Below are 19,426 nucleotides of genomic sequence, written 5' to 3' on the forward strand. Positions count from 1 at the left end.
AGGAGCTCGAAGCCGAGGGTTTCAGCCATGCGCGCGCGCATCTCGTACATGGCCCGGAACTTCCAGGTGGTGTCCACATGCAGCAGCGGGAAGGGCGGCTTTGAGGGGTAGAAGGCCTTGGCCGCCAGGTGAAGCATCACCGCGGAGTCCTTGCCGACCGAGTAGAGCATGACCGGGCGCTCGGCCTCGGCGACGACCTCGCGCATGATGTGAATGCTCTCGGCCTCCAGACGCTGAAGGTGAGTCAGCGTGTCGGAGTCGAGGCCGGGCGTGAGGCGCGATTTCGCGGCCTCGGCTTGGCGGGCGTCCATGACGTTTGAACCTTGCATGGGTGAATTCTGGGCCTGACCTAGGGTAGTGTGTTCAAAGTAATTCCGCCCGCCGTTGGTGTTCGGCGCGCTCAGTGGCCCTTTACCGGTCAGTTAAGGGACAGCGGCGCCCAAAGCAAGAACAGGCGCAGCCTTCGGTTCAAGTTCTGGGCCAGATGATCTGTCGCGCGGCGCTTCATAGCCTCGACGTCCGACAACGCCATGACGCCAGGTCCCCAGATCGGGCGGAGGCGGCTCGGCAGGTTGAGGTCCGAAAGCCGCCAATGCGGTGGCCGTCATGTCCGAAAACCGCGAGACAGCGGGCGGCGCAGGGGCGATCCTGGCGGTCATGGACCTGGATGACGACGCCTGCTACCGCGCCTTTTCGATGCGCGACGCCCGCCTGGACGGGAAGATATTTGTAGGGGTGCGCTCCACGGGAATCTATTGCCGGCCAGTCTGTCCGGCGCGGACGCCGCTTCGGCGCAATGTGGCCTTCTATCCTTCGGCCGCCGCGGCCCAGGAGGCAGGGTTTCGCCCCTGCCTGCGGTGCCGGCCGGAGACCTCCCCGGACCTGGGGTCCTGGCGGGGCAGTTCGAACACCGTGGCCCGGGCCCTGTCGCTGATCGAGGACGGCGCCCTGGACGGGGCTGATGTGGAGGCGCTCGGCGATCGGGTGGGGGTGGGCGGCCGCCAGTTGCGGCGACTGTTCAAGACCCATCTGGGCGCCTCGCCGGTGGCCGTGGCCCAGACCCGTCGGGTGCTGCTGGCCAAGCAGCTGATCTGTGACACCGCCCTGCCCATGGCCGAGGTGGCCCTGGCCTCGGGCTTTGGCAGCGTGCGGCGGTTCAACGAGACCTTTCAGCAGCTCTATGGGCGACCCCCAGGCGACCTGCGTCGCGGGCGCAGGCCCGAGGTGAGCGCGCAGGCCGGGGGCGGCGTGACCCTGCGACTGACCTATCGCGCGCCCTATGACTGGGGGGGCATGCTCGACTTTCTGGCCCTGCGCGCCATCCCCGGGGTGGAGGCTGTGGCGGAGGGGGTCTATCGCCGCGCCCTGCGCATCGATGGGGTTCCTGGACTGATCTGCGTCGCTCCAGGCCCCGGGGAGACCCTGGAGGTCAAGGCTCAGTTCGCCCGGCTGCAGGTGTTGCCCCAGGTCATCGCCCGGGTGCGCCGGGTGTTCGACCTGGGCGCCGATCCGGGCCAGGTGAACGCCCACCTGTCACAGGATCCGGACCTCGCCCCGCTGGTGGCCGCTCGCCCGGGCCTTCGGGCGCCCGGCGCCTGGGAAGGGTTCGAGCTGGCGGTCCGCGCTGTTCTGGGCCAGCAGATCACTGTGGCCGGCGCCCGCGCCTTGGCCGGTCGGCTGAGCGCCGAGCATGGCCAGCCCCTTTCGCCTGACATGGCTGGCGCTGGCCTGACGCATCTTTTTCCGACACCGCAGGCCCTGGCCGGGATCGATCCGGCCAGCCTGCCCATGCCTGGCGCCCGAGCCCGAGCGCTGGTGGGCCTGGCGGCGGCGGCGCTGGCCGATCCGGACCTGTTTGCGCCCCGGGGCTCCCTGGAGGACGCCGTCGCCCGTCTGAAAGCCCTGCCAGGGATCGGCGAGTGGACGGCCCAGTATATCGCCCTGCGGCAGATGCGGGAGCCTGACGCCTTTCCCCATGGGGACATTGGCCTGATGCGCGCCCTGGCCGCCCCGGACGGGACACGCCCCACCGCCGCGGAGCTGTCGAGCCGGGCCGAGGCGTGGCGGCCCTGGCGGGCCTACGCGGCCCTGCACCTGTGGGCGTCGGAAGGCCTCATCCCCAATCCCAAGTCCCGCACGCCTTTGGAGACTTCCCATGCCCAAGACGCCGCCTGAGCCCCTGTTCATCGCCCCGCTTCCCACCCCCCTCGGACCCGCCCAGATCGTTTTCGACGCAGGCGGGGTGCTGCGGGCCTTCGACTGGGACAGCCACCAGGACCGGATGGATCGCCTGCTGGCCCGTCACTACGGGCCTGTCGGCCTGACCCCTGCCGCCGCGCCCAAGGCCCTGGCCGATCCCTTTGCGGCCTATTTCGACGGCGCGGTCGAGGCGTTGAAGACCATCGCCTGGACCACCGGCGGCACCGGGTTCCAGCAGGCGGTGTGGCGGGCCCTGTGTGAGATCCCCGCCGGCGTCACCTGGTCCTATGGCCAGTTGGCGGCCCATATCGGCGCGCCCCGGGCCGTCCGGGCTGTGGGGCTGGCCAACGGCGCCAACCCGGTCGGACTGGTCGTCCCCTGCCACCGGGTGATCGGGGCCAACGGCACGCTGACCGGCTACGGGGGCGGCCTGGACCGCAAGCGCTGGCTGTTGGCCCATGAGGGGGCCGCGTTCCGGCTGGCGGGCTGAAACAGTCCGCCCCATGGCGTCTTTGATTCCGTCCCGACCACAGTCTAGGTTGCCGCGCGAGGGACGACAGGGGAGTTCAAGTCGATGAGAAGCGTAGTTCTGACCGCTGTGATGGCGGTCGCAGCCCTGGGCGCGGGGCCGGTCGCCGCCCAGAACTATGGCGGCGGGCGTCAGCCCTCAGCCATCCTGTTTGACCAACCCAATTTCCAGGGCCGTCAGACCACCATCTACGGCCTCGCCACCAATCTGCCGCGGGACTGGAACGACAAGACCATGAGCGCCCGGTTCCAGGGCCGCTGGCGGGTCTGCGAGGACTCCGACTTCCGCGGGCGCTGCCAGGACGTGACGGGTGACGTGCCGAACATGAACAGCCTGGGGATGGCTGAGCGGATCACCTCGTTGCAGGCCTATTCCGGAGCCGGCGGCGGCGGCGGCTTTGGCCCGCCTCCCGGCGGCTCATGGCGGCCGGGAGGCGGCAACTGGAGCGGTCCCAACCAGTATCGGCCCACCGAAGGCGTGCGTTCGGTCTTCTTCCCCTATCCGACCTATGAGGGCTACGATATCGCCGCGGGCTCCAGTTCGGCCAACGCCTTCTGTCGGTCCCAGGGTCTGGGGTCTTCGGCCTATTACGACTCCAGCCAAAGGGCGCAGCAGGCCATCGACGGGGAGGGGCGCTATACTGGCCCGACCAGCGTCCTGCGCGACGTGGTCTGCCGCCGCAACTAGTCCGCCTGATCTCGCCCCGTGGCGTCACATGAACGAAGTTTCATGTGACGCCATATTGCCGCAGGTCAGGGTCTGACCGATAAGTCGGGCGCAGACTCGTATCGGGGACGGGAGAGATCCGATGCAAACCTTCACCGAACTCGTCGCGACGGTCGTGATCCACACCTCCGCCATGGCCTATTCTCACCTTGGCGTCGCCATTGAGCCCCATGCGCCCGAGCGCGTCGCCCCGGCGGAACGCACGGTGGCGCGCGCCGCCCGGCCCGAACCGGCCCCTCGGGGTCCTGTGACGCCAAAAACAGTCTCGGGCTGTCCGGAAACGCCGCTCAAACTCGGTCGGGCCTGACCCCACGGGCCTCGGAATTTTTTCCCTAGCCGGTCAAATCCGTCGCATGGCGCTTTGCGCGCGGGCCGTTCAACGATAATCCTTGCGGACAAGGGCGTGCGCTCGACGAAGATGCGTCGGGTTCGTGGGGCGTTTCGGCCGCTTTTGACGGGCCGCAAATGAAGATCAAGAACCGGCGTCAGCCGCTGGATTTCCAAAGCCTGACCGAGGCCGAGGCTGAGTCTCGCCGGGACGCTGAGGCGCCTGAGGCTGGGCTCGACCACGACCTGGACCTGACCGAGGCGCCAGACCCCGGCGCCCCGGAGGTTGATCGCGCGCCGGACGTCGCCAGCCCTTCGCCCGCGGTGGAGGACGAACCGCCCATCAGCCTCACCGATCCTGCGCCACTGGGCCATCTGACCCGCCGCGGAACCCCGCCACGGGCGGCGTCGAGCGGGGCCTTGAGCCCGCTGTCAGCTGGGGCGGACGATGATCAGGGGCCGCCGCCGGCCTGGCCGATCTATGCGGGCGCGACCGCTCTTTCGATTCTCTGCGCCTTCGCCCCCATCGCCTATGCCTGGGGCTATCGCGGGGATGTGGTGCCGTTCCAGAACGACGTCTTCGCCCTTGGGGTCTTCGCCCTGCTCGCCCTGGCGCCAGCGGTCCTGGTCTGGGTGGCCGCCTACGCCCTGCGTCAGGGCCAGCGTCTGGCGGCCGAGACCCGCCGCACCCAGCGCCTGGCTGACGAACTGGTTTCGCCCGCCCTGGTGGCGGCCGGCCGGGCCGGCGACGTGGTGCAATATGTCCGCGAGGAGATCATCCGCGCCGGCGAGGCCGCCCATGACGCCCGCGAAACCCTGACCGCCCTGCGTTCGGCCCTGGCGGCCGAGACCGAACAGCTGGTCAACGCCGCGGCCGCCTCGGCCCGCACCGCAGAGTCCCTGACCCGCAGCCTGTCCCATGAGCGGGTGGAGATGACGGCCCTGGCCAGCGTTCTGGACACCCAGTCCACCGCGGTGGTCGACGCCATCTCCAGCCAGGCCAAGATGGTCGCCGAAGCCTCGGACCTGGCCGAGACCCAGCTCCGGGAGGCGGAGGCCTCCCTGGCCGCCAGGGCCGCCGACCTGGCCGCCGCAGCCGGCGAGACCAGCGACATCGCCCGCACGGTCGGCGAGGACCTGACCCGCCACATCGCCCGGCTGGAAAGCGCCGGCGCCGGAGTCGCCGACCAGGTGGGCGCCGCCGAGACCGGCCTCTCTGAGCAGCGGGCCGCCCTGGTGGCCGTCGCCCACGGATTGCGGGCCGACCAGGAATCCTTCGCCGCCGAGGCCGAGACCCATACCGCCAAGCTCGCCGAGTATCTGTCCGAGGCCAGGCTGTCGGCCGTCGAGGTCGGGGACCGAGCGATCAAGGGCGCCCAGATGCTGCGCGAGCTGGTGGCCCAGGCCGCTGAACAGTTCGGCGACATGGCCGAGGCCGCCCAGGGTGAGCGCGACGCCTTCGGCGAGACGATCCGCCAATCCTGGGCCCTGCTGGCCGACACCGCCGCCGGCGAACGGGGCCAGCTGCAGGCCGAGACCCAGGCCGCCATCGACGCCCTGACCCAGGCCGCCGAACAGACGCGGGCGGCGGCCGCCCGTCACGCAGAAGCCGCCCGCCAGCAGGTGGATCAACTGTCCGAAGCCGCCTTCGCCGCTGGTCAGAAGGCTGATCAGGTCTTCGAAGGCCGTCTGGAGGAGGCCCGCGCCCTGATCGAGCAGTCGGCGGGCCTCGTGGAAGAGGCCGGCGCCCAGACCGCACGCAAGCTGGAGGCCAGCGCCGCCTCGGCCCGGGCCACCCTGCACGAGCTTCAGGACCTGCTGGCCGATCTCGACGCCCGGTCCGCCGAGCTGCCGGCCAATGCGCGCCGCCAGGCGGACGATGTCCGCGCCGCCGTGGGGGAGAGCATAGAGGATCTGATGGCCCAGGCCCGGCGCACCGCCGAGGAAACCCAGGCCATCGACGCGGCCTTCCAGGAGCGGGTGAGCCGCAACTACGAAATGCTGAGCGAGGCCGTCCGGCTGATGGGCTCAGTGGCCAGCACCGCCAGCAGCGGCCTGGGGGCAGGCTTCGGCGGATCGTCACCCGGCCGAGACCGCCGACCGGCGCCCGCACCGACGCCCCCTAGAGCCGAGCCGACCCGGACGGCGACGTCCCGGCCATCGCCGCCCCTGGACGAGCCGCCCCTGGAGCTCCGCCCCTCGACCCCACGGCCGGCCCGGGAGGACCGCCGCGGTCCTGCCGAGGAGGCTGGCCTGCGCCCCCGCCTGCGCCTGACCCCGACAGCCACGGACGAGGAGTTTTCGAGCCTGTTTGAGTCTGCCGGCGGACCCGCCCACCCCCCTCAGGACACCGATGACGGGGGGGATGGGCTGACCTGGAAGGATCTGCTGGCGGCCATCGATGAACCGCCGCCGCGCCCGTTGGATGAGCGACGCGAGGCCCAGCTGCTGGCGGACATCCGGGACCTGGGCATCGATCCCTCGGCCCTGCTGCCCCGGGGACGGATCGATGAGATCGGCGCGGTGGTGCAGACCGGAGACCTGGAGGGCGCCCGCCAGGTGGTGCGTCGCCTGGCGCCGGCGGCGACCCGCCGGCTGACCCGGCGGCTGTTCACCGACGAGGCGCTGAAGTCTGAGGCCGGAGACTATCTGCGCCGCTACCGGGCCATGCTCGACGAGGCCGTGACCCGGGACCATGAGGGCTTCATGGTGGCCACCTTGCTGGCGTCGGACGCCGGTCGGGTTTTCCTGCTGCTCGACGCGGCGGCCGGCGACATGATGTGAGGGCAGGGCGAGGGACAAGCCTTCGCCGCTGTTTCGTCATCGCCCGATCAAGGCGGCGATCTTGGCTTGGACGTCGGCCAGGACAGCCGGGGAGGCCTTGCCCTTGTGGGTGGCCTTTCGCGCTCGCCAGTCGAGGCTCTTGATCTGGTCGGCCAGCACCACGCTTGGCGGCTCCTGGCTTATCAATACCTCGAAGGGATAGCCCTTGATCCGTGAGGTCAGGGGGCAGCAGATCATCATGCCCCTGGTCTGGTTGTAGCGGGCGGGCGACAGCACGAGCGCCGGGCGGTGACCGGCCTGCTCATGCCCCGCCTGCGGATCGAACTGGAGCCAGACTATGTCCCCGCGATCGGGAACATACTGTCTCACCATGCCTCGTCCCCCACGGGACCGCCGAAGTCGATGTCCTCGGGAAAGGTTTCAGGCGTCATCTTCGCCAGGAGATCGTCCAGATCATAGCTGGGCGCGGCCACCGGTTCGATGATGATCCGGCCATCCTCCTCCCGCACCTCGACGGCCTGATCGATGCGCAGGGACGCGGCGGCCATGACGGAGGCCGGGATGCGGACCGAGGCGCTATTGCCCCACTTCTTGACCTGAACACGCACGGCGAGCCTCCCGTATCGACATCCACGATACATAGGCCACGCCTCGCGCCCCGTAAAGGACGCGGTCTCCGTCTCGAAGGTCCCGTCTCCGCGGTCCAAACTCAAGCCAGCTGTTCAGCGATATGCCAGGACAGACCGGCTGGGTCCCACGGGAAGGCCGCCAGCTAGATCACCACCGCCGAGCCGTTCACCGCCACCATCAGCATGGAGCCGTTGGGGCCGATGGCGTGGTAGTCGAGGTCAACGCCGAGGACGGCGTTGGCGCCGACCTTCTTGGCTTCTTCGGCCAGGGCGAGCAGGGCGTCCTCCCGGGCGCGGGCCAGGACCCGTTCATAGCCCTTGGAACGACCGCCAAAGAAGTCCCGCAGGGCGGCCATCAGGTCGAGGACCACATTGGCGCCGAGGATCGCCTGCGCCGAGACCATGCCCATATGCTGTCGCACAGGGCGGCCCTCCAGGAAGTCCGTGGTGACGATGAGGATGTCGGGTTCACGCGCCATGGTTAAGTCATAGGGTCAATTTGTGACCCTCGCGATACGGAATCGCGTGGCGCGCGTGCGTATGGCGCACCGGCGACATGGGCTGCGCGAAAACGCATCGAATGGCTTCAAGGTTAAGCTTGCTTGGTCCACATTGCGGCGACCCCGCCGGAGGCCGCGCGCATGTTCTTCGCCCGATCGCATATCGATCTGCACAACATCCGCGCGAGCATTGAGCGCACCAAGCGTCTGTCGGACAACATCATCAAGATCGGGCCGATCGGGGTGGGGCTGGACGGACTGCTGACCTGGATTCCCTGGGCCGGGGGGCTCTACAGTTCGGGCGCCGGGGTCGTGCTGTTGCTGGACGGCGTGAGGGCGCGATGCGCGCCCATGGTCCTGCTGGAAGCGACCATGGTCCTGCTGGCGGATCTGGCCATTGGCCTGGCGCCTGTCCCGGCAGGACTCGGGAAGCTGGCGGACGTGCTTTTTTCAGGCCACAAGTGGGCGGCTGACCTGATGCTGAAGCACATGGAAGAGACCATCTATTTTGAAGGCGCCCGCAAGGATGTGGTCAGTAGCCCCGAATACCGAGACATTCTGGCGCGCATCAGGGACGGCAAGGAGCGTCGGCGTGTGGTCTTCCTGGGCTAGGGCGCGGTCCTGTCCCTGCGCCTGCGGTCGGAGCTAGGCCCATGGCGGTGACGAAGGAGCAGGCCCACTACGCCTGGCGTGCGGCCGAGCGGATCAAACGCCTCTCTGACCGATTGGTGGGGGTAGGGCCGATCGGCCTTGGCCTGGATGGCATCCTCGCCTGGGTGCCGGTGGCTGGCACGGTCTATAGCGTCGGCGCCGGGGCCCTGCTGGTGTTCGAGGGTTTCCGGGGCGGCGCCTCGATCGTGACCCTGGCGCGGATGACCGCCTATCTGGCCTTCGACTCCGCCACCTCCACCGTTCCGGTGGCCGGTTGGGCGGTGGACACCCTGTTCCCCGGTCATCTGATGGCGGCCAAGGCGCTGCAGAAGGATATCGAGGCGCGACACGGCCCCTCGGCCCTGCCTGAGAGCTGGGACCGCAAGCGCCGGGCGCGGGCCGCACGCCGGGGCGTAAAGATCTGACACCGGAACTGATTGGCGGGTTTGCGCCAGATCAGCGACAGTGGCGTCGCGCCGCATGATGATGGCGGCCTTGTCCAACGCCAGAATCCCATGACCGACGCCGCCAAGGCCTCGAACCTCTATCTGCCCAAGCTGGCGACCATGCTGCGGGCCGGCTACGGGCTTGGCGACCTGCGGGCCGACGCCGTGGCCGGACTGACGGTGGCCATCGTCGCCCTGCCGCTATCCATGGCCATCGCCATCGCCTCGGGCGTGGGGCCGGAGCGGGGCCTCTACACAGCCATTGTCGGCGGTTTCCTGGTCTCCATGCTGGGGGGCAGCCGGTTCCAGATCGGCGGGCCGGCCGGCGCCTTCATCGTTCTGGTGGCCAGCACGGTTCATCTGCACGGGATCGAGGGGCTGGTCCTGGCCACCTTCCTGTCGGGGCTGATGCTGGCGGCCGGCGGCGTGCTGCGCCTGGGCAATCTGATCCGTCTGATCCCTGCGCCCGTCACGGTGGGCTTCACCGCCGGGATCGCGGTGATCATCCTGGTCAGCCAGGTGCGCGACCTGCTGGGCCTGACCCTGGCCGGCGGCGAGCCGGCGGAATTCGGGCCCAAGGTGGCGGCGCTCACCCAGGCCCTGCCGAGCGCGAACCCGCCGGCCGTGGCTGTGGCTGCGGTGGTGATCGGCCTGATCCTGGCGGTGCGGCGCTGGCGGCCGGCCTGGCCGGCCCTGCTGATCGCCGTCGGCCTGGCCTCGGCGGCGGCGGCTCTGCTCGCCCTGCCGGTGGAGACCATCGGCTCGAAGTTCGGCGGCATTCCGCGCACCCTGCCCATGCCGCATCTGCCGGACCTGTCGACGGCCAAGGTGCTGGCCATCCTGCCGGCGGCGGCGGCCTTCACCCTGCTGGGCGCCATCGAGAGCCTGCTCTCAGCCGTGGTGGCCGACGGCATGACCGGGCGGCGGCACCGGTCGAACATGGAGCTGGTCGCCCAGGGGATCGCCAATTCCGGCGCGGCCCTGTTTGGCGGCATGCCGGTGACCGGCACGATCGCGAGGACCGCGACCAATGTCCGGGCCGGCGCCCACAGCCCGGTGTCGGGCATGCTGCACGCCCTCTATCTGCTGGCCTTCATGCTGATCGCCGCGCCCCTGGCGGCCTATGTGCCCCTTGCCGCCCTGGCGGGCCTGCTGGCGGTGGTGGCCTGGAACATGGTGGAGAAGGCCGAGATCGCCCATCTGCTCCGGGAAAACCGCGGCGGGGCCGCCGTGATGGCGGTGACTCTGGCCCTGACCCTGGCCCACGACCTGATCGCCGGCATCGCCGCTGGCTGCGCCCTGGCCTTGGGTCTGGCGCTGGTTGGTCGCCGGGGTTGATCCGAATATGGGATAACCGGATAAATTAGCCCATATTTGGGATAGTGTATGCCATTCGCCCGTTGTAGGGTGTAGGCATGATCGCACAAGCTGAGCCTCTATTGGAGCTCCTCGCCCCAGCGACCCACGCCGTGGTCATGGGCGACCTGGTGTCGAGCGAGGACACGGATTCGGTCGAGGCGTTGCACAGCCGGTTCAACGCTGCGGTCCAATGGGCCAATGGGGAACACCAGCCCAGGATCGTCTCGCCTCTGACCATCACCCTGGGAGACGAATTCCAGGGGCTTTGCGTCAGCTTGCAAGCGGGCCTGCGCCTGGTGCGGGACCTGAGGGCGTGGCTCCTTATGGCCGACATCGACTGCCGGTTCGTGCTGGGGTCGGTGCGGTTGCAGACACCAGTGAACCCGACGCAGGCCTGGAACATGATGGGCCCCGGCCTCGCCGCCAGCCGCCAACGACTGGGGGACAAGCGCGATGGCAACGCCTATCGCTTCGAACTGCGCGGAGAACCGGAGGTCCAGGCCCTGCTGGAGGCCGTCGGGTCGGGGCTGACCGCGATCGAGGACGGCTGGACCGCCCGCCAACGGCAAGTGGTGCTGGCCTTGCGCGGAATGGCCGCCGCTGACCTGGCCGAGCAGCTCAGGATGTCGCCGCAGACCCTCTACAAGATCCGACGGGCAGGTCGGTATGATCTCTATGAACGCCAGTGGGCGGCGCTTGAGGCCATGGCCGCAAGGCTCGACCGGGCGCTGGGTCTCACATGAGCGCCGCCCTTTTCCATAGCCTCGGCGCGTCGCTGGTCGCCCTGTTGCTGCTGACCTGGGGCGGCAACCTGGCCTGCAAGCTTTTGCTGCGCTGGAGCGGCCTGAGTGCGGCTCGGATCGCCGCCGATGGCGGAGCGTCCCCGGCGGAAACCCCTTCGACCGCACAGCAGCCCAGAGTCGGCCGGGTGATCGGCGACCTGGAGCGGCTGACCATCGCCGCGGGCCTGCTGCTCGGCGCGTGGGAGGTCCTGGTGGCCGTGGTGGCCCTGAAAAGCGTGGCCCGCTTCAAGGACCTGGAGGAGAAGCTGAACGCCGAATACTTCCTGGTCGGCTCGCTGTTCAGCGTGCTGTGGGCGGTGGTCGTGACCTTCGCCTGGCGCGCCTATGACGCCCGGTGGGGACTGGACCTCGCCGCCAGTCTTCCCGGGCTGTGACCATCAGCTTCGGACGGCGTCCAGCTGGGCGTAGCCCAGTTCCTCGTTGAGGCGCTCCAGCACCTCGATGGCGCATTCGGGGACCACCGTGCCGGGCGGGAAGATGGCGGCGACGCCCATGTCGGTCAGGGCGGCGAAGTCTTCCGGCGGGATCACGCCGCCGACCACCACCAGGATGTCGGGGCGGCCCAGGCGGGCGAGTTCGGCCTTGAGCTCGGGCACCAGGGTCAGGTGGCCGGCGGCGAGCGAGCTTGCGCCCACCACATGGACCTTCTGCTCCACGGCCAGGGCCGCAGCCTCGGCGGGGGTCTGGAAGAGGTCGCCGATCTCCACCTCGAAGCCGAGATCAGCAAAGCCCGAAGCGATCACCTTCTGGCCGCGGTCGTGGCCGTCCTGGCCCATCTTGGCGATCAGCACCCGGGGCTTGCGGCCGTCGGCGGCGGCAAACGCGCCGACCATGGCCTTGGCCTTCAGGGCCGCGGGCGTCTCGCCGGCCTCGCGCAGATAGACGCCCTTGACCGCATCGGCCTTGGCCTTGTGGCGATCGAACACCTTCTCCAGGGCGTAGCTGATCTCGCCCACCGTAGCCTTGGCCCGCGCGGCCTCTACAGACAGGGCCAGCAGGTTGCCGGTCCCGGCGGCGCCGGCGGTGAGCGCGTCCAGGGCGGCTTGGACGGCGGCGGGATCACGGTCGGCCTTCAGGCGGGCCAGCTTCTCGAGCTGGCTCTGGCGGACGGCGGAGTTGTCGACCTTGAGGACCGGGATCTCGTCGAGGTCGCCGGAGCGGTAGCGGTTGACGCCGACCACAGTCTGGCGGCCGGAGTCGATGCGGGCCTGGGTCCGGGCGCTGGCCTCTTCGATGCGGCGCTTGGGCAGGCCGTCCTCGATGGCCTTGGCCATGCCGCCCAGGGCCTCGACCTCGGCGATGTGTTCCCGCGCCCGGGCGGCGAGGTCGGCGGTCAGGCGCTCGACATAATAGGACCCACCCCAGGGGTCGATGACCCGGGTCTGGCCGCTTTCCAACTGCAGGAAGAGCTGGGTGTTGCGCGCGATGCGGGCGGAGAAATCCGTGGGCAGGGCCAGCGCCTCGTCCAGGGAATTGGTGTGCAGGCTCTGGGTCTGGCCGCCGGTGGCCGCCATGGCCTCGACGCAGGTGCGGGCGACATTGTTGTAGACGTCCTGGGCCGCCAAGCTCCAGCCGCTGGTCTGGGTGTGGGCCCGCAGGGACAGCGAGCGGGGGTCCTTGGGCGCGAACTCGGCCTGCATGAGTTCGGCCCAGAGCAGGCGCCCGGCCCGCTGCTTGGCGATCTCCATGAAGGCGTTCATGCCGGCGTTCCAGAAGAAGGACAGGCGCGGGGCGAACTTGTCGACGCTCATGCCGGCGGCGACGCCCGCGCGGACATATTCGATCCCGTCGGCCAGGGTGTAGGCCAGCTCCAGGTCCAGCGTCGCTCCGGCTTCCTGGATGTGATAGCCGGAAATGGAGATCGAGTTGAACCTCGGCATCTCCGTCGAAGTGTATGAAAAGATGTCGGAAATGATCCGCATCGAAGGGGCTGGCGGATAGATGTAGGTGTTGCGGACCAGGAACTCCTTGAGGATGTCGTTCTGGATGGTCCCCGACAGCTTGGCCGCCGGCACGCCCTGTTCCTCAGCCGCCACGATATAAAGGGCCAGGATCGGCAGGACGGCGCCGTTCATCGTCATGGACACGCTCATCTGATCGAGCGGGATCCCGTCGAACAGGGTGCGCATGTCCAGGATGGAGTCGATGGCGACGCCCGCCATGCCTACATCGCCGGCCACCCGCGGATGGTCGGAGTCGTAGCCCCGGTGGGTGGCGAGGTCGAAGGCCACCGACAGACCCTTCTGACCCGCCGCCAGGTTGCGGCGATAGAAGGCGTTGGAATCCTCGGCCGTGGAGAAGCCCGCATACTGGCGGATGGTCCACGGATTGGTGGCGTACATGGTCGGATAGGGGCCGCGCAGGAAGGGCGCCAGGCCCGGAAAGCCATCCAGGCCGCTGAGGCCCGCGATGTCGGTGGGGCCATAGGATGGGGCGACATCAATCCCCTCGGGCGTGGGCCACGGCGCGGCGGCCAGGGCCTGGCCCTTTGGCGCAGGGCGCTCGGCGTCGAAGGCCACTTCGGTGAAGTCAGGAAAGGCGCTCATCGGGCGGCCCCTTCGGCATTGGGGGTCTCGAAGGGTTCAGACAGGCGCTGAGGGGCCAGCGGCGGGCAGCGGCCGTCGGGGCCCGGCAGGCGTGGGGAGGGCGCCGTGACAGGCGCCCCGGGAACGGTGTCCACCTCGACCGGCTCGTCCTTGGCCGGGGGGAAGGCGGTGACGCCGACAATGGCCGGCTCACCGAGATCGGCGCGGGCCGCGCAGGTCGTTTCTACCTCGGCGGCGATGTGGCCGGCGGTGAGCGCGGACACCACGCCGCCCAGGCCCTCGGTCACCTGGAAGGCGGACCAGGCCGCGCGGGCGATCTGGTCGGTGAGGGCCTCCACATAGCCTGAGCCGGCGGCCGGATCGATGACGCGGGCGATATGGGCCTCTTCCATCAGCACCAGTTGGGTGTTGCGGCTCTGGCGTCGCGCCAGTGGCGAAGGCCGGCCAAGGGCGTCGGTGAAGGCGCCCAGGACGATGGCGTCGGCCCCGCCGACGGCCGCGCCAAAACCGGCCGAGGTCAGCCTGAGCATATTGGTCCAGGGATCGCGGCGAGTCAGCATGCGGCGCGAGGACCGGGCCTCGATCCGGGCCGGGACATCCAGGCCGCAGGCGCCGGTGAGCCTGGCCCAGACCAGGCGGGCGGCCCGCAGCTTGGCGATGGTCAGGAAATAGTCGGCCTCGGCGGCGAGGCCCAGGGTGATACGGGCGAAGGCTTCATCCATGGCCATGCCGGCCCGGACCATGGCCTTGGCGTAGGCCAGCGCGCTGGCGGCGGCGAAGGCCACCTCGCAGGCGGCCCCGCCGCCAGCCTCATGGACTGCCGCGCCTGAGGCCAGGAAGAGCTGGGCCTGGGGATAGGTCAGGGCATGGCGGGCGGCCGCGCCGGCGGCGGCGAAGAGGTGGGCCTCGATGGGGCCGGGGCTGGCGCCGCTCTGGGCGAAGGCGCTCAAGGGATCGAGGTGGAACCGCAGGAGGGCGCCAGGGGAGGCCTTGGCCACCCCGCTCAGCCAGTCGGCGGCGATGGTCCCCAGAAAGCCGGCGTCCAGGGCCACGGGGGCGAGTTCCAGGATCACGCCTTGAAGAACCCGGGCGAGGTCTTCGGTCGAGCCTGCGGCCACGCCGGCCTCGCCGGTGGGATCAAGGCCGATGAGGACCGAGGCGGCTCCGCCTTCCAGGTCGGCCAGGATGTCGGCATTGGCCCGAGCCGGGTCGGGATGGCAGGTGACGACGCGCAGGTCCCAGGCGCGATCAGGGTCGAAGGGCCGGCTGGGGACCGGCCCGCCCGCGCCTGCGCCATAGAGCGGCGCGATGGTCAGGCCGTCGGCGGTTGTGGTGGTGAGGCTCTCCGGGGGCCTGTCGCCCAGGGTCTTGAGCACAAGGGCGCGCCAGTCTTCGGCGCTGGCCGGCGGAAATTCCACGGCGGGGGAAGCGTTCTGGACCATCCCCCCTGTGATGAGCCGTGGGCGCGGGAAGCGTCAAGGGCGCCGCAACGGCGCCTGAGGCGAGTTTATGGGAACGGTCTCGGTGGAGTTTTGTTGTCGAAGGGCAAACTGCACTGGGGAGATCGATGGACAACATGCAATTCTATCGGGCGGGCGATCTGCTGGCCTTCTGGGGGCCACGGGTTCTGGCCGCCCTCTTGATCATTGTGGTGGCGCATTTCGTCGCCAAGGCGGTCCAGTGGGGGATGGCCAAGCTGATCGACCGGTTCCCGGGCGCTGCGAGCCACAACCGCGACCTGCCGCCGAAGGAAACCCTGGGCTATCAACTCGGCCAACTCGGCTACTGGCTCGTCCTGCTGATCGGGGTGATCGCCGCCCTCAGCGTTGTCCAGCTGACGGGTGTGGTGGGCCCCCTCAACGCGCTGACCGTCGGCGTTCTGTCCTATGTGCCGAACCTGATCGGCGCGGCGGTCATCTTCTTCGTCGGCCTGGTGATCGCCACCTTGGCGCGTCGGGTTGTCGAGGCTGGCCTCGGCGCTGCAAGGGTTGACCACTGGCTGGATCGCGCCGGGCTCGGTCGTCTGACCGGGGCTGCTGGTCTGGCCCGCACCGCGGGTCTGCTGGTTTTCGTCCTGATCATCATCCCGGTGACGATTGCGGCGTTGGAGCAACTGGGAGTCGCCGCGATTTCCGACCCAGCCGTCGCGGTGCTGGCCGTCGTGCTGGACGCCATCCCGCGGGTCCTGGCCGCAGCCATCGTCCTGGCCATCGCCTTTGTGATCGGCCGCTGGGTGGCGGGCTTGATTGAGCAGATCCTGCCGTCCCTCGGCTTTGACCGCAGCCTCCAGGGACTGTGGACGGCGGGGGCGACCACGCCTGTCACGCCGGCGCCGAACCCCTTTGTTCCGCCCGCGGACCCTGTGTCCAACCCGCACCCGGCGCCGGCGGCTCCGGCCAGCGCGACATATCTCGGCGGGGTGAGTGTCCTGACCCCCTCGAAGGTCGTGGCCCGCATTGTCCTGGCGGCGATCATGCTGTTCTCGGCCATCGAGGCGGCGCGGCTGCTCTCCTTCCTGGCGATCGCTGCGATGCTGGAAGAGGTGGTCCGCCTGGGTGGCCAGGTCATTTTCGGCGGCGTGATCATCACGATCGGCGTGCTCTTGGGGAACTTCCTGGCCCGGGTGATCGATCGTTCCACCGGCGGGGCGGGCGGCTTCGCCTCCACCATCGTGCGGTGGGCGACCATCGCCCTGGCCACGGCGATGGGCCTGCGGTTCATGGGAATCGCCGATGAGATCGTTGTCCTCGCCTTCGGCCTGATCCTGGGGTCGGCGGCGGTGGCCGCGGCGATCGCGTTTGGCTTTGGCGGCCGCGAAACCGCCCATCGCCTGTTGGAGCGCTGGACCCGCAAGGCCGAGCGGGAAGGGGGGCCGCCCCCCGTCTGATCACGGCCTGGCTGAAAAAACAGAGCCCTCTCCCGGCGACGGGGGAGGGTTCTTGCTTGTGAGGACGACGGGTTTTTGCTTACACTGTAAATAGAACGCTGACTTGAAGGAAACGACCCATGGCCCTGCCGCCCATTCTCCGTGATCGCCTGCGCCTGCCGGTCATCGCCTCGCCCCTGTTTATCATCTCGAACCCGGACCTGGTGATCGCCCAGTGCAAGGCCGGCATCGTCGGCTCGTTTCCGGCGCTCAACGCCCGGCCGGCGAGCCAGCTGGACGAATGGCTGGCCCAGATCACCGAGGAACTGGCGGCCTGGGACGCCAAGAACCCGGACCTGCCCTCGGCGCCCTTCGCAGTGAACCAGATCGTGCACAGGACCAATGACCGGCTGGAGCATGATGTGGAGATGGCGGCCAAGTACAAGGTGCCGATCATCATCACCTCCCTGGGCGCGCGGGAGGATGTGAACCAGTCGGTGCATGCCTATGGCGGCATCGTCATGCATGACGTGATCAATGACCGCTTCGCCCGCAAGGCGGTGGAGAAGGGGGCCGACGGCCTGATCCCGGTGGCCGCCGGCGCCGGCGGCCATGCCGGAGCGCTGTCGCCCTTCGCCCTGATCCAGGAGCTGCGGACCTGGTTCGACGGACCCATCGCGCTCTCGGGCGCCATCGCCAATGGGGCGGCGATCCTGGGCGCCCAGGCCATGGGGGCGGACCTGGCCTATATCGGCTCGGCCTTCATCGCGACCAAGGAGGCCAATGCCGCCCAGGGCTACAAGGATATGATCGTCGAGAGCTCGGGCGAGGACATCGTCTATTCGAACCTCTTCACCGGGGTGCACGGCAACTATCTGCGGCCCTCGATCATCGCCGCGGGCCTGGACCCCGACAATCTGCCGGAAGCCGATCCGTCAAAGATGAACTTCGGCTCGGGCGGCAACACCAAGGCCAAGGCCTGGAAGGACATCTGGGGCTGTGGCCAGGGCATCGGCGCGGTGGAGGAAATCCTCGGCGCCGGCGAGCTGGTGGCCAAGCTGGCCGCCGAATACGAGGCGGCCAAGGCCTCCCTGGCGGAAAAGACCTCGTTCACCGCCGGCCGGGTGCTGATGGCGGCGGAGTAGTATCCCACCGCCAAGGGGGCTCAGCGCTCCAGGGCGAACTGCACCGAGAGGCTGACGCCCACCGAGACCTCGCCGGGTTGCACCGGGGCCATCGGGGGCGGGGGCGGGGCCGCAGGCATGGCCCCGCCATAGCTCTGGCCGGTCACCACGATGGACTGGAGGTCGCGCTGCATCGGGTAATAGCCGCCGCCCTCGCTGATGGTGAGTAGCCGGGCCGTGCGGAAGCCAGCCTGGCGGGCATAGAGATCGGCCCGGGCGCGGGCCTTCTGCAGGGCGTCGGCGCGGGCCTCGTCGGCGGCGGCGTCGGGCTGTTCGACGCTGAAATGGGGACCATCCACCTGATTGGCGCCGGCGCTCACCATGGCGTCCATCAGGCGACCCATCTCGGCGATGCGCCTCAGCTTCACCGTGACGGTATTGCGGGCTTCATAGCCGATGATGCTGGGCGCCTCCGGCGCCATCACCTCAGTCGTCCCGTCCTGGCTGCGGACGGGCTGAGGGTAGTGATACTGCGGCTGCAGGGTGAGCGCCGAGGTCTGGATGTCCCGCTCAGCGACGCCGGCGCGGCGCAGGGCGGCGACCACGGCGTTCATTCGCGCAGTGTTGGCCCTCATGGCCTCAGCGGCGGACTTGGCCTGGGCCACGACCCCGGCGTTGAACATGGCGAGATCCGGCGCGCGGTCGGAGCGGCCCTCGGCGGTGATGTTGACGATGGGCGTTTCCGTCGCGATCGCGCGGATGGGCTCGGGCGTCTGGGCCACCGCGCTTGAGGCGATGAGGGCGGCGGCGAGGGCGGTGGCTGTGGCGGTAGCTGTCATGGGGATCCTCCTGCTACCAAACGCAGACCGGCCATTTCAGTTTGGAAGCCGAGCGAGCTTCGAGAGGGTTCCAGGCGCTAGGCTTGGAATGAGGGGGGAGAGGGTCTCGGCGCTTAGGCCAGGAGCTGAGTAGGGACGCCGAGCGCCGGGCCGGCCTGGGCCAGGCGGATGTCCAAGGTTTGGACAACGGCGCCGGCGTTGGACGCCGCAGCCAGATGAAGGGCGTCGCCGGCGCGGAGGCCGAGTTGGTGCTGGTCCACGAACCTGGCGGCGGCCTGGAACTGTGTGCTGGCCACGGGAACCAGGATGAAGCTCTCGGCGACGAGGCCGCGAAACAAAGCCAGCGATGCGGCGCGTTGGTCTAGGTCGATCTGGCCGGTCCGCAGCTTGATCGACAAGGCCGAGGAGACCTCGGTCACCGTCCAGTCGCTGATCAGCAGGTCGCCAGGACTTTGGGCCGCAAGCCAAGCCTGAGCCCGCGCCGTCGCGGCTTCATTGGAGAGCGCCGCGATGATCACCGAAGTATCGACATAGGCCCTCAATAGCGTTCGCCATCGCGCAGGGCGCGCACGAGGTCGGCAGCATCCTGGGTGGCTGGGGCCATGGCCTGAGTCAGCGCGTGGAGGGCGGCCAGATCGACGGCCTTTCGGGGCTGGTCAGACGCCGTCAGGCGGGCGACGCGCTTGCCGCGACGGGTGATCTCAATGGACTCGCCGGCTTCCACCCGGTCCACCAGTTCGCTGAGGTGGGCCTTTGCGTCGGCGAGGCTTACGGCACTCATGGGCGGCTCCTGACTATCTAGATAGTCATATAGCACTTTGATGCGTTCATTGCCAGCGCGTCTCAACTTCCCGTCGAGGTGTAGCGCCTGATGCCGGCGCGCCAGGCGAGGAAGGACACGCTTAGGAAGAGGAAGCCCATGGCCGGGGCTGTGGGCAGCCACCAGTCGGGGGCGCCCAGGGGATCGGGCTGTTCCAGGATCGCCAGGACCGGATAGTAGGCCACGCAGCCGAGCGGCACGACGAAGATCAGGAAGTTCCGGAACCAGCCGGCGTAGAGGCTCAAGGGAAACTGGGCCGCCTGGATGCCGCCATAGGT

The 19,426-nt window shown here is 69.2% G+C and carries 22 protein-coding genes; 12 read left to right on the forward strand and 10 right to left on the reverse strand.

Annotated elements, in window-relative coordinates:
- Positions 1-311: phosphoadenosine phosphosulfate reductase family protein (locus Q7V15_RS12975; protein WP_370689813.1), on the reverse strand; the 311-nt coding region annotated here is incomplete at its 3' end.
- A gap of 295 nt (positions 312-606) precedes the next feature.
- Between Q7V15_RS12975 and Q7V15_RS12980 the strand changes: the two genes are divergently transcribed.
- The 5 genes from Q7V15_RS12980 (at position 607) to Q7V15_RS13000 (ending at position 6,565) form a co-directional block, all read left to right on the forward strand.
- Positions 607-2,175 (forward strand): DNA-3-methyladenine glycosylase 2 family protein, encoded by a 1,569-nt coding sequence (locus Q7V15_RS12980; protein ID WP_304756109.1) that lies wholly within the window; start codon positions 607-609, stop codon positions 2,173-2,175.
- The gene (locus Q7V15_RS12985) at positions 2,156-2,689 is read left to right on the forward strand and encodes a methylated-DNA--[protein]-cysteine S-methyltransferase (protein ID WP_304756110.1); all 534 of its coding nucleotides are present in this window, start codon (positions 2,156-2,158) and stop codon (positions 2,687-2,689) included. Before Q7V15_RS12980 ends, Q7V15_RS12985 begins: the two co-directional genes overlap by 20 nt.
- Positions 2,690-2,773: 84 nt before the next feature.
- Positions 2,774-3,415 (forward strand): beta/gamma crystallin-related protein, encoded by a 642-nt coding sequence (locus tag Q7V15_RS12990; RefSeq protein WP_304756111.1) that lies wholly within the window; start codon positions 2,774-2,776, stop codon positions 3,413-3,415.
- A gap of 121 nt (positions 3,416-3,536) precedes the next feature.
- Positions 3,537-3,761: a hypothetical protein gene (locus Q7V15_RS12995; protein WP_304756112.1), complete on the forward strand. Its 225-nt coding sequence runs from the start codon at positions 3,537-3,539 to the stop codon at positions 3,759-3,761.
- Between the two features lie 158 nt (positions 3,762-3,919).
- Positions 3,920-6,565, forward strand: a complete 2,646-nt coding sequence (locus tag Q7V15_RS13000) for a polar localization protein TipN (protein ID WP_304756113.1) — start codon at positions 3,920-3,922, stop codon at positions 6,563-6,565.
- Positions 6,566-6,601: 36 nt separating this feature from the next.
- Here Q7V15_RS13000 and mazF read toward each other — a convergent pair whose 3' ends face one another.
- The 3 genes from mazF to Q7V15_RS13015 form a co-directional block, all read right to left on the reverse strand.
- Complete coding sequence (mazF, locus tag Q7V15_RS13005) at positions 6,602-6,937, reverse strand: endoribonuclease MazF (RefSeq protein WP_304756114.1); 336 nt, start codon at positions 6,935-6,937, stop codon at positions 6,602-6,604.
- Positions 6,931-7,173, reverse strand: coding sequence for an AbrB/MazE/SpoVT family DNA-binding domain-containing protein (locus Q7V15_RS13010; protein ID WP_304756116.1), 243 nt, complete (start codon positions 7,171-7,173; stop codon positions 6,931-6,933). Before Q7V15_RS13010 ends, mazF begins: the two co-directional genes overlap by 7 nt.
- A gap of 164 nt (positions 7,174-7,337) precedes the next feature.
- A complete protein-coding gene (locus tag Q7V15_RS13015; RefSeq protein ID WP_370689812.1) occupies positions 7,338-7,673 on the reverse strand; it encodes a YbjQ family protein in 336 nt (111 codons plus the stop codon).
- 162 nt (positions 7,674-7,835) lie between these two features.
- On the opposite strand from Q7V15_RS13015, the gene Q7V15_RS13020 reads away from it, so the two are divergent.
- The 5 genes from Q7V15_RS13020 to Q7V15_RS13040 all read left to right on the forward strand — a co-directional run bounded on the left by Q7V15_RS13020 (position 7,836) and on the right by Q7V15_RS13040 (position 11,327).
- Complete coding sequence (locus Q7V15_RS13020; protein WP_304756117.1) at positions 7,836-8,306, forward strand: DUF4112 domain-containing protein; 471 nt, start codon at positions 7,836-7,838, stop codon at positions 8,304-8,306.
- 41 nt (positions 8,307-8,347) lie between these two features.
- On the forward strand, positions 8,348-8,770 hold the full coding sequence (locus Q7V15_RS13025) for a DUF4112 domain-containing protein (protein ID WP_304756118.1): 423 nt from the start codon (positions 8,348-8,350) through the stop codon (positions 8,768-8,770).
- 90 nt (positions 8,771-8,860) lie between these two features.
- Positions 8,861-10,129 (forward strand): SulP family inorganic anion transporter, encoded by a 1,269-nt coding sequence (locus tag Q7V15_RS13030; protein ID WP_304756120.1) that lies wholly within the window; start codon positions 8,861-8,863, stop codon positions 10,127-10,129.
- A gap of 77 nt (positions 10,130-10,206) precedes the next feature.
- Complete coding sequence (locus Q7V15_RS13035; RefSeq protein ID WP_304756121.1) at positions 10,207-10,893, forward strand: SatD family protein; 687 nt, start codon at positions 10,207-10,209, stop codon at positions 10,891-10,893.
- Positions 10,890-11,327, forward strand: coding sequence for a hypothetical protein (locus Q7V15_RS13040; RefSeq protein ID WP_304756122.1), 438 nt, complete (start codon positions 10,890-10,892; stop codon positions 11,325-11,327). The genes Q7V15_RS13035 and Q7V15_RS13040 overlap by 4 nt, the downstream gene beginning before the upstream one ends.
- A gap of 3 nt (positions 11,328-11,330) precedes the next feature.
- Here the strand turns inward: Q7V15_RS13040 and scpA are convergent, their stop codons facing one another.
- Positions 11,331-13,499 (reverse strand): methylmalonyl-CoA mutase, encoded by a 2,169-nt coding sequence (scpA, locus tag Q7V15_RS13045; protein WP_304756123.1) that lies wholly within the window; start codon positions 13,497-13,499, stop codon positions 11,331-11,333.
- Positions 13,496-14,941: a methylmalonyl-CoA mutase family protein gene (locus Q7V15_RS13050; RefSeq protein ID WP_304756124.1), complete on the reverse strand. Its 1,446-nt coding sequence runs from the start codon at positions 14,939-14,941 to the stop codon at positions 13,496-13,498. The genes scpA and Q7V15_RS13050 overlap by 4 nt, the downstream gene beginning before the upstream one ends.
- A gap of 125 nt (positions 14,942-15,066) precedes the next feature.
- Between Q7V15_RS13050 and Q7V15_RS13055 the strand changes: the two genes are divergently transcribed.
- Together Q7V15_RS13055 and Q7V15_RS13060 are read left to right on the forward strand one after the other, a co-directional pair.
- Positions 15,067-16,386, forward strand: coding sequence for a mechanosensitive ion channel (locus Q7V15_RS13055; RefSeq protein ID WP_304756125.1), 1,320 nt, complete (start codon positions 15,067-15,069; stop codon positions 16,384-16,386).
- A gap of 119 nt (positions 16,387-16,505) precedes the next feature.
- A complete protein-coding gene (locus Q7V15_RS13060; protein WP_304756126.1) occupies positions 16,506-17,510 on the forward strand; it encodes a nitronate monooxygenase family protein in 1,005 nt (334 codons plus the stop codon).
- Positions 17,511-17,530: 20 nt separating this feature from the next.
- Here Q7V15_RS13060 and Q7V15_RS13065 read toward each other — a convergent pair whose 3' ends face one another.
- From Q7V15_RS13065 to Q7V15_RS13080, 4 genes are all read right to left on the reverse strand, one after another.
- Positions 17,531-18,328: an SIMPL domain-containing protein gene (locus Q7V15_RS13065; protein ID WP_304756127.1), complete on the reverse strand. Its 798-nt coding sequence runs from the start codon at positions 18,326-18,328 to the stop codon at positions 17,531-17,533.
- Between the two features lie 113 nt (positions 18,329-18,441).
- Positions 18,442-18,870: a type II toxin-antitoxin system VapC family toxin gene (locus tag Q7V15_RS13070; protein WP_304756128.1), complete on the reverse strand. Its 429-nt coding sequence runs from the start codon at positions 18,868-18,870 to the stop codon at positions 18,442-18,444.
- Positions 18,867-19,109 (reverse strand): type II toxin-antitoxin system Phd/YefM family antitoxin, encoded by a 243-nt coding sequence (locus Q7V15_RS13075; protein ID WP_304756129.1) that lies wholly within the window; start codon positions 19,107-19,109, stop codon positions 18,867-18,869. Before Q7V15_RS13075 ends, Q7V15_RS13070 begins: the two co-directional genes overlap by 4 nt.
- A gap of 62 nt (positions 19,110-19,171) precedes the next feature.
- On the reverse strand, positions 19,172-19,426 hold a 255-nt coding region (locus Q7V15_RS13080; RefSeq protein ID WP_304756130.1), incomplete at its 5' end, for an ABC-2 family transporter protein.

Source organism: Phenylobacterium sp. (genome assembly GCF_030651755.1).
In the GTDB taxonomy this organism is placed as follows: Bacteria; Pseudomonadota; Alphaproteobacteria; order Caulobacterales; family Caulobacteraceae; genus Phenylobacterium.

Coding starts and splice junctions, on each gene's coding strand:
- Q7V15_RS13055 (WP_304756125.1), top strand. CDS start 15,067: ATGGACAACATGCAATTCTATCGGGCGGGCGATCTGCTGGCCTTCTGG.
- Q7V15_RS12990 (WP_304756111.1), top strand. CDS start 2,774: ATGAGAAGCGTAGTTCTGACCGCTGTGATGGCGGTCGCAGCCCTGGGC.
- Q7V15_RS12985 (WP_304756110.1), top strand. CDS start 2,156: ATGCCCAAGACGCCGCCTGAGCCCCTGTTCATCGCCCCGCTTCCCACC.
- mazF (WP_304756114.1), bottom strand. CDS start 6,937: ATGGTGAGACAGTATGTTCCCGATCGCGGGGACATAGTCTGGCTCCAG.
- Q7V15_RS13035 (WP_304756121.1), top strand. CDS start 10,207: ATGATCGCACAAGCTGAGCCTCTATTGGAGCTCCTCGCCCCAGCGACC.
- Q7V15_RS13030 (WP_304756120.1), top strand. CDS start 8,861: ATGACCGACGCCGCCAAGGCCTCGAACCTCTATCTGCCCAAGCTGGCG.
- Q7V15_RS12995 (WP_304756112.1), top strand. CDS start 3,537: ATGCAAACCTTCACCGAACTCGTCGCGACGGTCGTGATCCACACCTCC.
- Q7V15_RS13060 (WP_304756126.1), top strand. CDS start 16,506: ATGGCCCTGCCGCCCATTCTCCGTGATCGCCTGCGCCTGCCGGTCATC.
- Q7V15_RS13025 (WP_304756118.1), top strand. CDS start 8,348: ATGGCGGTGACGAAGGAGCAGGCCCACTACGCCTGGCGTGCGGCCGAG.
- Q7V15_RS13065 (WP_304756127.1), bottom strand. CDS start 18,328: ATGACAGCTACCGCCACAGCCACCGCCCTCGCCGCCGCCCTCATCGCC.
- Q7V15_RS13015 (WP_370689812.1), bottom strand. CDS start 7,673: ATGGCGCGTGAACCCGACATCCTCATCGTCACCACGGACTTCCTGGAG.
- Q7V15_RS13020 (WP_304756117.1), top strand. CDS start 7,836: ATGTTCTTCGCCCGATCGCATATCGATCTGCACAACATCCGCGCGAGC.
- Q7V15_RS12980 (WP_304756109.1), top strand. CDS start 607: ATGTCCGAAAACCGCGAGACAGCGGGCGGCGCAGGGGCGATCCTGGCG.
- scpA (WP_304756123.1), bottom strand. CDS start 13,499: ATGAGCGCCTTTCCTGACTTCACCGAAGTGGCCTTCGACGCCGAGCGC.
- Q7V15_RS13075 (WP_304756129.1), bottom strand. CDS start 19,109: ATGAGTGCCGTAAGCCTCGCCGACGCAAAGGCCCACCTCAGCGAACTG.
- Q7V15_RS13000 (WP_304756113.1), top strand. CDS start 3,920: ATGAAGATCAAGAACCGGCGTCAGCCGCTGGATTTCCAAAGCCTGACC.
- Q7V15_RS13040 (WP_304756122.1), top strand. CDS start 10,890: ATGAGCGCCGCCCTTTTCCATAGCCTCGGCGCGTCGCTGGTCGCCCTG.
- Q7V15_RS13050 (WP_304756124.1), bottom strand. CDS start 14,941: ATGGTCCAGAACGCTTCCCCCGCCGTGGAATTTCCGCCGGCCAGCGCC.